Below are 15,514 nucleotides of genomic sequence, written 5' to 3'. Positions count from 1 at the left end.
ATGCAATAGACCTCGGCGATCTTGATTACCGATGCAGCCCGCATTCGCGCTTAAGGCCGAAGAAGCGGGTTTCTTCCTCCAGCATGCCGGGCAGGAGCCGCGCGGTGGTGTGGATGTCGCCGATGGAGACGTAGCCCTGATGGCGTAGCGGGTGGTCCGGGAGGTCGTGGCGGCGCAGGTAGCGATGCACGTCCGCCTCGCGCCAGTCGATGATGGGGTGGACCTTGAGGCGCCCGTCCTGCACCCGCAACACCGGCAAGTCTGCGCGGCTGCGCGCCTGCTCGCGGCGCAGTCCGGCGAACCAGGCGCGGGCTTCCAGCTCGCTCAGGGCGCGCTCCATCGGCTCGACCTTGTTCATCCAGTTGTACTGGTCGATGCCGCCCGCGCCCTGCTCCCACAGCCGACCGAGCCGCGCCTCCTGCCAGGCGGGGGAGAGCGCGGGGCGATAGACCTGGAGGTTGAGCGCGAGCCGGTCGTTCAACTCGTCGATCAGACGGTAGGTCTCGGCGAACAGGTAGCCGGTGTCGATCAGGATCACCGGGATGTCCGGTTTCAGAAGGGTCAGCATGTGCAGCAGCACGGCCGATTGGGCGCCGAAGCTGGAGGTCAGGACATGCCGCTCCGGCAGCTCCTCCAGCGCCCAGAGCGCGCGGTCCTCCGCCGGCAGGTTCTCCAGGCGACGGTTGACGGCGGCGAGCGCGGCCTGGTCGCCGGCCAGAATGGCGTCGAGATTGGTCTCAGTCATGGAAGTCTTCCGCTGGATTCACCACCGCCCGGACGAGGCCGTCGCGGATCAGATAGTCGCCGAAGCGCTCGCCGGGTTGGCGGCTCTCGGCGAAGCGCCCGAACAGGCTGTCGATCTCGGCCAGGATGCCGGTCTCGTCGAGGTTCTCGCGATAGAGTCGGTTGAGCCGGGTGCCGATGCCGTCGCCGCCGAGCATGAGGTTGTAACGGCCCGGCCCCTTGCCGACCAGGGCCAGCTCGGCGAGATAGGGCCGGGCGCAGCCGTTGGGGCAGCCGGTCATGCGCACGACGATGCCTTGATCCGCGAGCCCGTGCTTGGCGGCCAGATGCTCGACCCGGTCCAGAAAATCCGGGAAGTAGCGCTCGGCCTCGGCCATGGCGAGCGGGCAGGTCGGGAGCGCCACGCAGGCGATGGCGTTGCGCCGCAGCGGCGAGCGTCCCTCGGCCAGCAGGCCATGGTCGCGTGCCAGGGCCTCAATGGCGTGCTTCCGGTCCTCCGGCACCCGTGCCACGATCAGGTTCTGATTCGGCGTGATGCGGAAATCGCCCTGGTGGATGCGGGCGATCTCGCGCAGCCCGGCCATGTTGCTCCGGCCGGGGCCGTCGCTCAGGCGTCCGCTCTCGATGTAGAGGGTCAGATGCCAGTGTCCGTCCTCGCCCCTGACCCAGCCATAGCGGTCGCCCTGGTCGGTGAAGCGCACCGGCCGCGCTGGGGCGAGCCGCAGGTCCGCGCGGCGCTCGACCTCGGCACGGAAGGCCGCGAGGCCCATCCGCTCGATGGTGTATTTGAGCCGGGCGTGACTGCGGTCCTGACGATCGCCGAAGTCGCGCTGGGTCGTCACCACGGCCTCGGTGACCGCGAGGGTGTGCTCCGGCGCGATGAAGCCCAGCTCGCTCGCCAGGCGCGGATAGGTGGACCGATCCCCATGGGTCGCGCCCATGCCGCCGCCGGCCAGGACGTTGAATCCCAGCAGTCGCCCGTCCTCGGCGATGGCGACGAAGCCCAGGTCGTTGGCGAAGACATCGACGTCGTTGTGCGGCGGCACGGCCACGGCGGTCTTGAACTTGCGCGGCAGATAGGACTCGCCGTAGATGGGCTCGGCGTCCCCGCCGACCTGCTCGCCATCGAGCCACAGCTCGTGGTAGGCACGGGTGCGCGGCAGCAGGTGCTCGCTGATGCGTCTGGCCCAGTCATGGACCTCCCGATGCAGCTTGGATTCGACCGGATTCGGGTTGCAGAGCACGTTGCGGTTGACGTCGCCGCAGCCGCCGATCGAGTCGATCATGACCTGGTTGATGCCCTGGATGACCGACTTGAGGTTGTTCTTGAGGATGCCGTGATACTGGAAGCTCTGGCGCGTGGTCAGACGCAGGGTGCCGCTGGTCAGCTCGCGGCCGATGCCGTCGATGGCGAGCCACTGCGCCGGCGTACAGACCCCGCCCGGTAGGCGCGCGCGCAGCATGAAGCCGAAGTAGGGCTCCAGATACTGCTCGCGACGCTCCTGGCGCCGGTCGCGATGGTCCTGCTGGTAGAAGCCGTGGAACTTGCTGATCTGGGCGTCGTCGCCGCCGAGCGCCCCGGTCAGCCCGTCGGCCAGGCTCTCGCTCAGGGTGCCGCGCAGGTAGCGGCTGCGGACCTTGATGTGCTCGTTCTCGTGCAGGGGTGCGTTCATGCGTAGAGGTCTCGGTGGTAGCGCGCCTCGCGGCGCAGGGCGTCGAGGGACTGCTCGGCGGCCTCGGGAGCGAGTCCGGCCTCGGTGGTCAGGATGTCCAGCAGGGCCTGGTGCACGGCCTGGCCCATGGCGGTTGCGCCGCAGACATAGAGGTGCGCGCCGTCCTCGATCCAGCGCAGCAGCTCGCGCCCTTCTTCGCGCAGGGCGTGCTGGACATAGCGCTTCCCGGCCCCGTCGCGCGAGAAGGCGAGGCTGACCCGATCCAGCCGGCCGGCCTTGCGCTGCGCTTGCCAGTCGAGCTGGTAGAGAAAGTCGCGGTGGAAGTGCCGGTTGCCGAACACCAGCCAGTTGCGCCCCGAATCACCCTGGGCCGCGCGCTGTTGCAGGAAGGCGCGATAGGGCGCCACACCGGTACCGGCCCCGATCAGGATCAGCGGCGTGTCGCCGTCCGACGGTAGCCGGAAGCTCTCGTTCTCGGCGACATAGACGCGCACCGCATCCCGCTCGCCGACCCGCTCCCCCAGGAAGCCCGAGGCCCCGCCGAGATGGTCTCGGCCGTGGGCCTGGTAGCGCCGCACCGCGACCGTGAGATGAGCCTCGTCCTCGCACTCCGCCTGACTGGAGGCGATCGAGTAAAGCCGCGGCTGGAGCGGGCGCAGCAGGCCGGCCAGCGCCTCGGCCTCGACGCGGGCGGGATGGTCCGCGATCAGGTCGATGAGCTGACGCTCGCTCGCATAGGCCCGCAGGGCGGCGGCATCCGTCGCCAGCTCGGTCAGCTCCCGCGCCTTTGTCAGCTCGGCCCAGGCGCGGACGCTCGCCGGATGCAGTTGCGTCAGCTCCAGCCGCTCGATCAGGGCCTGGCGCAGACCCAGCTCCGCGTCGGCCAGGCGCACCGGCGCTTCGCCGTCGAGTCCGAGCGTCGTCAGCACCGCGTCGGCCAGCGCCGGATCGTTGTGGAACCAGATCCCCAAGGCATCGCCCGGCTGGTAGCTCAGGGCGCTGGGGTCGATCGACAGGGCTAGATGGCGCACGTCCGCGACCGCATCCTGGGTCGTGATGCGGCGATTCTCCAGCAGGGTCGCGGGGTAGGGGGTGTCCTTGGCGACAGTGGGCGGCGGGCTCGGACGCGCGCCCGGCAGCGCCACCACGTTGCTCGGCCGGGCGGGCGCGAGCTGCGCCAGCCGCTCCAGGACATCCGCCGACCAGCGCTCGGAGTCGGCTGCGTAGTCCAGATCGCAGCACTGCACCGGCAGGATGCGCCGCGCGCCCAGCTCCGCGAGCCGCCGATCGAAGTCGACCGCCGTGCGGCAGAAGTGCTCGTAGCTCGAATCCCCCAGACCCATGACGGCGTAGCTCAGTTGCTCCAGGCGCGGCGCGCGCGGGTCATGGAGGAAGGCGTGCAGCGCCTGGGCGCTGTCGGGCGGCTCGCCCTCGCCGTGGGTACTGACGAGGAAGAGCACCAGGCGCTCCTTGATCAGCCGGCGCGGGCCGAAGTCGCCCATGGAGCGCACCCGGATCTCAATCCCCTGGCCGAGCGCCCGCTCGCCGAGCCGCTCCGCGACCGCCTTGGCATTGCCGGTCTGCGAGCCGTAGAGGAGGCTGACGGTGGCGACGGGAGCGGGCTCGGCAGCGGCGGGTACCGCATGACCGCTCAGGCCCGCCAGATAGCCGCTGACCCAGGCGATCTGGGTCGGCGACAGGTCCTTGAGCGCGATCTGGAGCGCGCGCAGTTGCCGGTCGTCCACCGGACTGGTCAGGGCGTTCAGGTGTGTCAGCGCCATCGTTCGGAATCCCCTGGCATCGGTCATGCGTCGCACTGGACGCCATTCGGGCGATTGCCCCCGTGCGCCAGAGTCTAGGCAGGGGTGCGAGACGACATAAAATGATGATTCATGAATCGTTATCGCGAGGATTGATATGGAACTGCGCCAACTGCGATCCCTGATCACGCTGGTCGAGACCCACTTCAATGTCAGCCGCACGGCCGAGCGGCTGCACCTGGTGCAGTCCGCCGTGACCCAGCACCTCAAGCACCTGGAAACGGAGATCGGCGCGCCCCTGTTCGAGCGTCAGGGCAAGCGTCTGGTCGGGCTGACCGAGGTCGGCGGACAGGTCGCGCGCTACGCGGAGGAGGCGCTGCGTCAGACCGGCAACATCCTTGCGGTGGGGCGCGATCACGTCGAGGAGGCGAGCGGCGTGCTGCGGCTGGGCGCGACCCATACCCAGGCGCGCTATGTGCTGCCGCCGGTCATCCGGCGCTTCGTCGGCGCCTATCCGGAGGTGGAGCTACAGATCCATCAGGGCACGCCGGGACAACTGGTCGACCTGGTGCTGCGCGATCGCGTGGACCTGGCGATCTGCACCGAGGCGCTCGGCGAGGAAATCGGTCTCCAGGCCATTCCCTGCTATCGCTGGAACCGGGGCCTGATCGCGCCGCGCGGACATCCGCTGCTCGACCTGGAGCCCTTGACCCTGGCCAGTCTCTGCGAGCACCCGATCGTCACCTACGTCTTCGGCTTCACCGGGCGCGGCGGCTTCAGCGACGCCTTCGCCAAGGCCGGGCTGCGCCCCAGGGTGGTCCTGAGCGCCGCCGACACCGACGTCATCAAGACCTATGTCCGCGAAGGACTCGGCGTCGGCATCATCGCCGCCATGGCCTATCAGGCGGAGGAAGACGCGGATCTCGGCCTGCGCGACCTCAGCGCGCTCTTTCCCTGGGAAGTGACCAAGATCGCTCATGCGCGGGATAAGCACCTGCGCAAGTTTCACAGCCACTTCATCGCGCTCTTCAAGGCCGAGACCGGCGGCCCCATCGATCGCGCAAAAACCGCCTCTCGACAGTTGGCGAACGCGCACCTTTCCTAGTCTCGCGATCGGGCTCGACCGTGAGCGGATGCGACAAAGTGTCGCGCCCCCGGCCGCTTCCCACGCCATTTTGTCCCCGCTGACAGACGCCGAGTCCCTCTCGGTCGTCCCTGAATCCTCCCGCCCGCGCGCCCTGTCGATGCCGAGGGCATTCCCCTGATCCATGGCCTGTTTTGTGCTGAAGGCTGGAGTACGCGGCGAGCGCCGCCTCGCCATCCGCCGTCATCCATCACCGCACACTGGAGGTCACCATGCCCGAGACCGCAATCCCATCGCACACGGGGCGCGAGCCCTGGCGTCCGAACCTGGTTCCGCTGTCGACCCTGATGGTCGCCACCTGCGCGCTCACCGCCTACTTTCTCGTCGACACCTATTTCCTGCGGGAACCGAGCGCGAAGTACACCAAGGACGGCACCGCTTTCATCCTTCGGCTCAAGGAGCCGCTGGATACGGGGCTTGCGATCAAGGCGGGCGGGGCGCGGTTGATTCAGACCATCGCCGTGGTCAAGAAGCAGTCGGATGACCTCAAGACCGAGATCAGCGAGCGTCTGACCAAGGATCAGACCTACCGGACCGATCTCGCGGCCTTCATGACGCAGTTGGAGGATGCCGAGCGGATGATCGCCGGCCTCAAGCAGGAGATCGCGACGCTCCAGCGGGAGCAGGCGGGCGCGCGCGGCGCGTCGACGGAGGTGCAACGGATCAGCGGCGACTGAGGCCGCAGCCTCCCGATCAGCCTGCGCAAGTCGCGACGTCCGGTTGCCCGTCACTTGCGATCCGCCCATCGAAGCCACGAGGAGACGCCCATGTCCACGACCGCCGATGCCCTGCCGCGCGGCGCCACCGCCGCCGATGCTCACCTGGAGACCAAGCCTGGCCGCTGGATCACCAACTGGAACCCCGAGAAGACCACGCAATGGGAGTCGGTCGGCAAGCGGATCGCGCGCCGCAATCTCATCTGGTCCATGTTCGCCGAGTTCCTCGGCTTCGCCATGATGGGCGTCTGGGGCATGGTCGTCCCACGCCTGCCGGACGCGGGCTTCACCTTCACCGCCGACGAGCGCTTCTGGCTGATCGCCGCGCCGGGACTCACCGGCGCCCTGATGCGCTTTCTCTATACCTTCACGGTCCCGGTGGTTGGCGGGCGCAACTGGACCATCGCCTCGGCCCTGCTGCTGATGATCCCTTCGGCGGGACTCGCCTACGCGGTCAGCGATCCGACCACGCCCTTCTGGCTGCTGATCATCATCGCGAGCCTGGCGGGACTGGGTGCGGGCAATTTCACCTCCTCCATGGTGAACATCTCCTTCTTCTACCCGGAGCGCGTCAAGGGCGCCGCGCTGGGTCTGAACGCCTCGGGCGGCAATCTGGGCGTCGCCTGGGTGCAGTTCACCATCCCCATCGTCATCATCACCGCTGGCGGTCTGGCGTTGGATCGCGCCGGTCTGATCTTCATCCCGCTCTGCATCATCGCGGCGATGGGTGCCTTCTTCTTCATGAACAACCTGACCTGCGCGCGGGCCGACATCAAGAGCTTCGGGCTGGCGATGGCGGAGAAGAACACCTTCATCATCGCCTGGCTCTACATCGGCACCTTCGGCTCCTACATCGGCTATGCCAATACCTTCGCCACGCTTCTGAAGTCGGAATTCCCGGAGGTTTCGGTGAAGGTCGTCTTCATCGGCGCGCTCATGGGCGCCCTGATGCGTCCGATCGGCGGCTGGCTGGCGGACCGTTACGGCGGGGCGCGCATGACCATGATCGTCTTCACCCTCATGTGCATCGGCAGCCTGGGCCTGGTGCTGACACTGGAGCAGTTGAACTTCCCGCTCTTCCTCGGGCTCTTCCTGCTGCTGTTCGTCGCCGCCGGCATGGGCAACGGCACCGTTTACCGCATGATCCCCGCCGCCTTCCGGGTGCGCGCCATGGACCCGGCGACCGGCCAGCTCGATCCCGCCAAACTGGTCACCGCGCGTCGGCTGGCGGGCGGCTGTATCGGCGTCGCCGGGGCCATCGGCTCGCTCGGCGCCTTCTTCATCCCGCGCGTCTTCGCCGAGGCCGGCATTGCCGGCGGCTTCGGGGTCTTCCTCGGCTGCTATGCCTCCATGCTCTTCATGACCTGGTATTTCTATCTGCGGCGCGGCTCGGCCATGTCGATCGCCAACGTCTAGCCACTGATCCCGGAGAGGTACGCCCATGTTCAAGCACATCCTGGTTCCGACCGACGGGACCGATCTCGCGAAAGAGACCTGCCGGGCCGCCGCGGCCCTGGCGAAACAGCTTGGCGCCCGGATCACCGCCTATCACGCCAGGGAGCAGATCACCTCGACCACCTTCTCGGCGGCGATCTTCGACGGCGATCTCGTCGATGAGACCACGCGCGGGCAGTTCGAGAAGGCGGTGGACGCGGCGGCGCGCACCAGTCTGGACTGCGCCGAGAACCTCTGCCGCGAGGCCGGCGTACCCTGCAAGACCATGACGACACCGACCGACAGCCCGCACGAGGGCATCCTCGGCGCCGCCGATCAGTGCGGGGCCGATCTGATCTTCATGGCCTCGCACGGCCGCAAGGGCTTCAAGGCCCGACTGATCGGGAGCGAGACGCAGCGGGTGCTCACGGAGTCCAAGATCCCCGTGCTGGTCTACCGCTGGGGGGATGCGGCCTGATGCGCTTCAGATCCAGACCTGGTCACGAAGCTCCTGCTTCGTGACCCGCAAGACGAAGCTCCGCTTCGCGAAGCCAGTCTTGCCGCGCGGATCGCTACGAGGCCAGGGCCGGAGATGCCCGAAGCCATGAAGCAGAGCTTCATCTCCGAGGTCACGAAGCAGGAGCTTCGTGACCAGAAACCACACGGGAATCCTTTGAGCGCTTCGTGCCCGTTGCGGTTCAACCCGTCTGAATTGGCTGAAACCAAGAGGCCACGACACCCATGACGACCGGACTCGAACTGACATCTTTCGACGACTTCCTGAAACTGGCCCGGCGACAAGCCGAGCCGCAGCAACTGCTCTTCGTCTTCACCCGCAGCGAGCTGCCCGCCGACCACACCCCGGAGCAGGCCGCGCGCTTCGCCGCCGGCCAGGGCGGGCATCTAGCGCCCGTCGTCTGCGTGGGCAGAGGCTTGCATGAGATCCCCGGCTTCCAGGCATTCGCCAGCGAGGCCGAGGCGCACATCGACGACTGGGCCGTCATCTTCGCCGCCGCCCTGCCGGGCATCGGCCACCGACCACCCACGCCACTCGCGATCGAGCAGGCGCTCGACCGAATGGTCGAGACCGTCCGCAGCGGCCAGATTGCGAGCTACCTGGCGTTCGACCGCGAGGGGATAACGCTGCGGCTGGCGATGAGCCATTGAGTGGCGCGAGGGATCGGTCCCTCATAGGACGGAATGTGTCCTCGAAGGTGTGCAGGTCACCTGTCGTGCTGCACGACTCGTCCGCAATGCGCGTTGAGTACTCATTTACCCCCGATGCGGAGGATGTGGCCCATGTCCATGTCATTGCTCAAGATCCAGAAACGCCTGCCAGTGGTCGTGTCACTGAGTTTGCTCGGGCTGCTATCCCTAAGCGCGAATGCACAATTCGATTGGCCGCTTCCGGGCCGCTCGGTCGTGCCTGGAGACTCCGTCCCAAGGGAGCTTCCCCCCTGCGGCCCAATCTTCAAGAACGACCTAGATAACGCGCGGGCTGTCTGCGGCAGTAGTCAGAATACCGACGGGGTCTATGGAGAGAGTAAGTTCAGGAATGGAGTCGTTGGCATTGGCGGGGTTGCGGGCGTATCTGCTGCGTGGAGGCGATTGCCCAGGCCGCCCGCCATGCCCGCGCGAACCATTGCCACCTGATTCTGGCCGGCGTGAAGCCGGGTACCTACGGCACCCTGGAGCGCGCCGGGCTGGTCCGCGAGATGGGTGCGGACGCGATATTCCAGCACGAGCCCATGCTGCTAGCGGCGACGCTGAAGGCACTCGACTCGGCCCATGCCAGGGTCTGCGAGGATCAGACCGATCGATTGAGGTTGACGGATGGAACATTTGACCGAGCGAGACAACCTAGGCCCTTCGCGTCAGATGGCCAGCGCCATGGCGGAAACCCTTGACGGGCAGCGTCAGCGCTGGGATGCACGCTACCGCGGCCTCACCCCAGCCCCACGGCCGGCGGCGGTGCTGAGGCACTTCGCCCACCTGGTGCCAACGACCGGGAGCGCGGTGGATCTCGCGTGCGGGCTGGGCGGCAATGCACTCTGGCTCGCGCAACGCGGTCTGGATGTGCGCGCCTGGGACTTGTCCGCAGTCGCCATCGACCAACTGCGGGCCGCAGCGGCACAACTCCGGCTCCCGGTTGCTGCCGAGGCACGGGACCTCATCGCACACCCGCCCGAGTCAGGGCGCTTTGACGTGATCGCTGTCGTACGCTTTCTCGACCGGGATCTGGCGCCGAAGATCGTCGCGGCCTTGAGGCCAGGCGGTCTGCTGTTCTACGAAACCTTCACGCGAGAGAGCGTCGATGGGCGGGGTCCACGCGACCCCGCCTTCCGTCTGGCCCCAAACGAGCTGTTGGATCTCTTCAGGGGGTTGGTGGTGCGAGGCTACCGAGAAGAAGGCCGACTCGCCGACCCCGCCTCTGGGCTGGGTGATCTGGCGTTGATGGTGGCCGAGAAGGCTCGCTGAGAGTCCGCCTGACGTCCAGGCTCAGGCGAGTCCCTGCGGCGACGCGGCCGTTGGCGCCGACGCCACGATACGGACCAGCTCGAGATCGAAGGTCAGGTCATGACCGGCGAGCGGGTGATTTCCGTCCATGCTCACCGTCTCGGCGTCGAGCGCGACGATCGTGAAGCTCGCGGTCTCACCGTCCGGTGCTTGAGCACGCAGGATGGTGCCGACCTCGAGCGCCGTGCCCACATCGATCGCGTCTTTTGGCACCGTCAAGTTCATCCTGGTGTCGTGCTCGCCGTAGGCGCTTTCGCAGGGGATGATGATGGTCTTCCGTTCCCCCGCGCCCATGCCAATCAGCGCCTCCTCGAAGTCGGGCAGCATCTGGCCCTGGCCTAGGGTGAAGACCAGCAGCTCGCGCCCGCGCGAGGAATCAAAGGTCGTTCCGTCGGCCAGGGTTCCACGGTAATGGACTTCGACCCTATCGCCAAGCTTGGCGGTCGTCATTGCATTTTTCTCCTGTCAGTCGGTTTTGCTCAACGCCATCCAGTGCTCGCGCCCCTGGATCGTGGCGACTCGGGGCGAACGCTCCATGCAAGGCCCCTGCCGTGCAATCAGGATTAGGAGGCATGCCCAGGAAAGACTCCACAGCGGCGCGTGTGTACGCACTTAGGCTCGTGGTCGGCGAGCCGCATCCAGCGTGGCGGACTAGCGGCCGGGACACATTGGCCCAACCGCACTCGGTACCTGCGAACAAAGTGTCGCAGTCGCCGCCCCCCCGCTCCGCCTGAACGCCTGTCATGACGGCGCTCTAGTCCCTGGCATACCTGTTGCTGAAGACTCTCTGTCGAAATCATCCCTCCAGGACAGCCGATGTGGACTCGATCCGCGCCGCCGCTCCTGGGTCTGATAACGGAGGCGGAGGAGTGAAGACACGATGATGAACGCGGAGTCGCAGCAGGTGCGCGAGTTGCTCCGGGAGGTCCATTACCCTGGCTTCTCGCGCGACATCGTGGCCTCGGGGTTCGTGGGGGAGATCCTCGCGATCGGTCCCATGGTGGAGGTCGAGTTCAAGCCCGATACGCGCGATCAGGAGAAGGTCGCGACCATGGAGCGGGAGATGCGCGCGGTGTTGCTGCGCGCCAATTTCGCGGACGTGCAGATCCGTCGCATCGCCCCCTACGTTCATGAGGTGTCCCTGCGCAGCGCCGAGGATCTGGCCAAGGAGCTGAAGCGGGTCGCCGGGGGCGGGACCACGGAGCCGAGCCGGCTCATGACCCCCTTGCAGGCGGAGTATCTGGAAGACGGCGAGCTGCCGGAGCCGGATCTGCTCGCCATCGCGCTCGGGCGGCCGGACATGGCGCCGGCGGCCGGCTATGGACCTGGGGGGCCAAAGCCGCTCAGCGGTCCACGCGAGGCGATCAGTTACGACATCGGTGTCCAGGTCCTGCAATGGGACATCGACCCCCACGACCCCCAGGCCCGCACCTGCCAGCGCGAGATCGAGCTGGACGGCTGGGATTACCGCGTCTGGTGGCAGGCCCACCCGAGCGGCGACCTCCTCTACGTCTCGATGCAGGCGATGAAGGAGGACTGGGTCGACCACGACAACAACGCCGTGCCCCATCCGATCGGCCGCTCCGAGGCGGTGAATCTCGTCTACGACGAGCGGCGCGCGGCGGTGGTGGCGATCTACGGCACGGTGCGGGATTTCCGCCCCTTCGTGAAGGCGTTCTCGCTGGCGCACGCCAGCGAGACCGGCGCGCAAGACCAACCGGACACCCAAGAGGCAGCACGGCCATGAGCAAGACCAAAGACGACAGCAAAGAGAACGCCGGCTCCCGCTGGTTCCGTGAGCTGGACGAGCCGCGCAAGTGGGAGGACTTCTACCGGCGCCGCTGGCAGTACGACAAGTCGGTGCGCACCAGCCATAGCGTCAACTGCTCCGGCTCCTGCTCCTGGGAGGTCTTCGTCAAGAACGGCATGATCACCTGGGAGCTGCAGAAGACCGATTGGCCCCAGATCAACGATCAGACGCCGAACTATGAGCCGCGCGGCTGTCAGCGCGGGATCTCGGCCTCCTGGTATCCCTACAGTCCGGTGCGTCCCAAATATCCCTACGTCCGGGGCGTGCTGCTCGACTTCTGGCGCGCCGAGCGCGCGGCGGGCAAGGACCCGGTCGCGGCCTGGGGCGCGATCGTCGAAAACCCGGAGCGCACCACGGCCTATCGCAACGCGCGCGGTAAGGCCGGCTGGCGTCGCACCACCTGGGACGAGGCGACCGAGATCATCGCCGCCGCCAAGGTCTACACCATCAAGGAGTATGGCGCGGACCATCTGGCGTCGTTCTCGCCGATCCCGGCCATGAGCATGGTCAGCTTCCTGTCCGGTCACCGCCTGTCCAATCTGCTCGGCGGCACCATGCTCAGCTTCTACGAGTGGTATCACGACCTGCCGCACGTCATGCCCATGATCTGGGGCGATCAGACCGATGTGCACGAGTCCGCCGACTGGTACCAGAGCGCCTACTGGATCGTCATGGGCTCCAACCTGCCGATGACCCGCACGGCGGACGCGCACTTCGCCTCCGAGCACAAGTACAACGGTGGCAAGCTGGTCAATCTCTCGCCGGACTACTCGGACGTCACCAAGTTCGCGGACCTCTGGGTGCCGGTGCGCCCAGGCACGGACACCGCCTTCATCCTCTCCTGCATCCACGTCATCCTGCAGGAGTTCCACGTCAATCGCCGCTCGCAGTATTTCCACGACTACGTGGCGCAGTACACCAATCTGCCCTTCCTGGTGATCCTGGACGAGGAGGGCGACCACTATGCGAGCGGGCGTTTCCTGCGTGCCAGCGACCTGGAGGCTTACCAGGACGAGGAGCTGGGCGACTGGAAGATTCCCTGTCTCGGCAAGGACGGGGAGCTGCACCTGCCGGGCGGCTCGCTCGGCTTCCGCTGGGAGGAACGGAACACCGGACGCTGGAACCTCAAGAACGAGGACGCGGTGACGGCCCAGCCCTTCGAGCCCATGCTGACCCTGATGGACGGCGATTACGAGGAGGTGATCGTCGAGTACGCCGACTTCACCCACACCTTCAACGTCGAGTTCGGCACCACGGCGCTGCGGGGCGAGAAGGCGCAGAAGAGCCTGCGCGGCGTGCCGAGCCGGGTGATGACGAAGAAGGACGGCACCAAGGTTCGCGTCGCCACGGCCTACGACCTGCTGCTCGCCAGTTTCGGCGTGAACCGGGGTCTCTCGGGCGCGGGCTATCCCAAGGACTATGACGACGCCTCCCAAGCCTATACCCCGGCCTGGCAGGAGCAGGAGACCGGCGTCGACCGCAACCTGGCGATCCGGGTGGCGCGCGAATGGGCGGACACCGCCGAGAAGACCCAGGGCAAGTGTCTCTTCATCACCGGCTCGGGCATCCTGCACTGGTATCACGGCGGCTCCCTGACCTATCGCTCCGAGGCGGTCATGGGGATTCTGACCGGCTGTCAGGGGCGCAACGGCGGCGGCTTCGCGCACTACGTGGGCACTGAGAAGATCCGCAACATGGCCGCGATCGGCACCATCGGCAACGCCGCCGACTGGGGCAACGTCGGGCGGCAGATGAACTCCACCTCTTACTTCTACTTCCACACGGATCAGTGGCGCTATGACGGCATGAGCCTGGACCCGCTCTGGGCGCCGCGTGCCAAGGAGATGCCGGCCAAGGCCAATCATGCCGCCGATATGAACGCGGTCGCGGTGCGCAACGGCTGGCTACCCTTCTTCCCGCAGTTCGACGAGCGCAATCCCACGGATGTGATGCAGGACGCCCGCAAGGCCGGCTGCGAGAGCCTGGACGAGGTCAAACAATGGGTCGCGAAGCAGTTCAAGGAGCGCAAGCTCAAGTTCGCGCTGCCCAACGTGGACTCGCCCAGGAACCACCCGAAGGTGCTCTGGATCTATCGCGGCAATCTCATCGGCACCAGCATGCGCGGGCACGAGCTGAACCTGAAGCACATGCTCGGCACCCACAACAACGTGCTCGGCGGCGAGACCCGCGCCAAGGACATGGTCAACGAGATCGACTGGACCGAGAACGCCCCGCTCGGAAAGCTGGATCTCATCTACAACGTCAACCTGCGGATGGACTCCTCCGCGAATTACTCGGACATCGTGCTCCCCACGGCGCACTGGTACGAGAAGTTCGACCTCACCTGCACGGATCTGCATTCCTTCCTGCATCCCTTCACGCCGGCGCATGACCCGGCCTATGAGTCCAAGCACGACTGGGAGGCGTTCCGGATCATCGCCGAGAAGGTCAGCGCCCTGGCCAAGACTCATCTGCCGGACCCGATCGAGGATCTGGTGATGACGGCGCTCAGCACCGACACGCCCGACGAGATGGCGCAACCCATGGGCGAGCTGCGCGACTGGTGGACCGGGGAGAGCGAGCCGATTCCGGGCAAGACCTTCCCGAACGTCAGTGTGGTGACGCGCGACTACACCAAGATCCACGACATGTACACCACCCTGGGTCCAGCGGTCACCAAGCCCAACGGCTACGGGGCCAAGGGCATCAAGGGCGATCTCGCGGAAGCCTATGAGCAGATGAAGGAGAGCTATCTGGTCGGCGAGAAGCAGGGCCGGCCGAACATGGAGACAGCGGCCAAGGTGTGCGAGGTGATCCTGCGCATCTCACCGGAGAGCGACGGCGAGCTGTCCTACCAGATCTTCAAGAACCTGGAGAAGCGCTGCGGGGTGCCGCTCGCGCACATCGTCGAGCCGGAGCGCGAGACCGCCTATCACTATCCGGATCTCATCTCCCAGCCCCGGCGCGCCCTGACCTCGCCTCATTGGTCGGCGATCGAGACCAAGGGCCGGACCTACTCGCCCTGGACGCTCAACATCGAGGCCCTGAAACCCTTCCATACGCTGACCGGACGGCAGGAGATCTATTACGACCACCGCATGTTCCGCGACCTCGGCGAGGACTTCCCGGTCTACAAGCCGCCCGTGGACATGGTGTCGATCGGCGACGTGGCCCAGAAGGACATCCAGATGAAGGGGGCCAAGCTGTTCCGCTTCATCACCCCGCACCAGAAGTGGGGCATCCACAGCATGTTCGGCGACTCCTGGCAGATGCAGAACATGTTCCGGGGCGGGCCGACGGTCTGGATCAACGACGACGACGCCCGCGACATCGGGGTGGCGGACAACGACTGGGTCGAGATCTTCAACGAGAACGGCATCCAGGTCGCCCGCGCCGTGGTCAGCCACACGGTCCCGCGCGATATGTCGATCGTCTATCACCAGACCGAGCGGCACGTGAACGTGCCCTTCTCCTCGCTCGCCAGGGAACGGGGCGTCAGCGATCTGCGCGGCGGCAATAACAACGCCACCACCCGGATCATGATGAACCCGGCCACCATGGTCGGCGGCTATGCCAACTGGACCTATTGGCTCAACTACCAGGGCACCAGTCCATCGGAGCGCGACTGCGTGGTGCTGATCCGCAAGAAGCCGATGGAGACGCGCGGGCGGAAGGTCATCTATCAAGAGTCGCAGCTCAACGTCGGGGCATAACCT

At 66.6% G+C, this 15,514-nt stretch carries 12 protein-coding genes; 8 read left to right on the top strand and 4 right to left on the bottom strand.

Annotation, left to right across the window (positions count from 1 at the left end; genetic code table 11):
* Positions 1-25 precede the first annotated feature (25 nt).
* Genes CKO27_RS06775 through CKO27_RS06765 form a run of 3 tightly spaced genes read right to left on the bottom strand, consistent with a single transcriptional unit; the run spans position 26 to position 4,198 of the window.
* Positions 26-745: a phosphoadenylyl-sulfate reductase gene (locus CKO27_RS06775; protein WP_200374113.1), complete on the bottom strand. Its 720-nt coding sequence runs from the start codon at positions 743-745 to the stop codon at positions 26-28.
* On the bottom strand, positions 738-2,417 hold the full coding sequence (gene cysI, locus CKO27_RS06770) for an assimilatory sulfite reductase (NADPH) hemoprotein subunit (protein ID WP_200374112.1): 1,680 nt from the start codon (positions 2,415-2,417) through the stop codon (positions 738-740). The genes CKO27_RS06775 and cysI overlap by 8 nt, the downstream gene beginning before the upstream one ends.
* Positions 2,414-4,198 carry an assimilatory sulfite reductase (NADPH) flavoprotein subunit gene (locus CKO27_RS06765; RefSeq protein ID WP_200374111.1) on the bottom strand — a complete coding sequence of 595 codons (1,785 nt, stop codon included), beginning with the start codon at positions 4,196-4,198 and terminating at the stop codon, positions 2,414-2,416. The genes cysI and CKO27_RS06765 overlap by 4 nt, the downstream gene beginning before the upstream one ends.
* Before the next feature lie 136 nt (positions 4,199-4,334).
* Here CKO27_RS06765 and CKO27_RS06760 point away from each other — a divergent pair, with 136 nt between their 5' ends.
* From CKO27_RS06760 to CKO27_RS06735, 6 genes are all read left to right on the top strand, one after another.
* Complete coding sequence (locus CKO27_RS06760) at positions 4,335-5,282, top strand: LysR substrate-binding domain-containing protein (RefSeq protein WP_200374110.1); 948 nt, start codon at positions 4,335-4,337, stop codon at positions 5,280-5,282.
* A gap of 251 nt (positions 5,283-5,533) precedes the next feature.
* Complete coding sequence (locus CKO27_RS06755) at positions 5,534-5,998, top strand: hypothetical protein (protein WP_200374109.1); 465 nt, start codon at positions 5,534-5,536, stop codon at positions 5,996-5,998.
* Between the two features lie 90 nt (positions 5,999-6,088).
* A complete protein-coding gene (locus tag CKO27_RS06750) occupies positions 6,089-7,453 on the top strand; it encodes an MFS transporter (RefSeq protein ID WP_200374108.1) in 1,365 nt (454 codons plus the stop codon).
* 25 nt (positions 7,454-7,478) lie between these two features.
* Positions 7,479-7,949, top strand: a complete 471-nt coding sequence (locus CKO27_RS06745; protein WP_200374107.1) for a universal stress protein — start codon at positions 7,479-7,481, stop codon at positions 7,947-7,949.
* Positions 7,950-8,212: 263 nt separating this feature from the next.
* Entirely contained in the window at positions 8,213-8,638 is a 426-nt protein-coding gene (locus CKO27_RS06740; RefSeq protein WP_200374106.1) for a hypothetical protein, read from the top strand.
* 723 nt (positions 8,639-9,361) lie between these two features.
* The gene (locus tag CKO27_RS06735; protein ID WP_200374105.1) at positions 9,362-9,949 is read left to right on the top strand and encodes a class I SAM-dependent methyltransferase; all 588 of its coding nucleotides are present in this window, start codon (positions 9,362-9,364) and stop codon (positions 9,947-9,949) included.
* A gap of 21 nt (positions 9,950-9,970) precedes the next feature.
* Here the strand turns inward: CKO27_RS06735 and CKO27_RS06730 are convergent, their stop codons facing one another.
* A complete protein-coding gene (locus tag CKO27_RS06730) occupies positions 9,971-10,438 on the bottom strand; it encodes an FKBP-type peptidyl-prolyl cis-trans isomerase (RefSeq protein ID WP_200374104.1) in 468 nt (155 codons plus the stop codon).
* A 430-nt stretch (positions 10,439-10,868) separates the two neighbouring features.
* On the opposite strand from CKO27_RS06730, the gene CKO27_RS06725 reads away from it, so the two are divergent.
* Positions 10,869-11,735 carry a hypothetical protein gene (locus CKO27_RS06725; protein ID WP_200374103.1) on the top strand — a complete coding sequence of 289 codons (867 nt, stop codon included), beginning with the start codon at positions 10,869-10,871 and terminating at the stop codon, positions 11,733-11,735.
* On the top strand, positions 11,732-15,511 hold the full coding sequence (locus CKO27_RS06720) for a nitrate reductase subunit alpha (RefSeq protein ID WP_200374102.1): 3,780 nt from the start codon (positions 11,732-11,734) through the stop codon (positions 15,509-15,511). Before CKO27_RS06725 ends, CKO27_RS06720 begins: the two co-directional genes overlap by 4 nt.
* Positions 15,512-15,514: the final 3 nt, after the last annotated feature.

This window comes from Thiocystis violacea, from assembly GCF_016583575.1.
Taxonomy (GTDB): domain Bacteria; phylum Pseudomonadota; class Gammaproteobacteria; order Chromatiales; family Chromatiaceae; genus Thiocystis; species Thiocystis violacea.
Note: the sequence above shows the minus strand (reverse complement) of the source record. Positions and strands in the feature narration are given on the sequence as shown.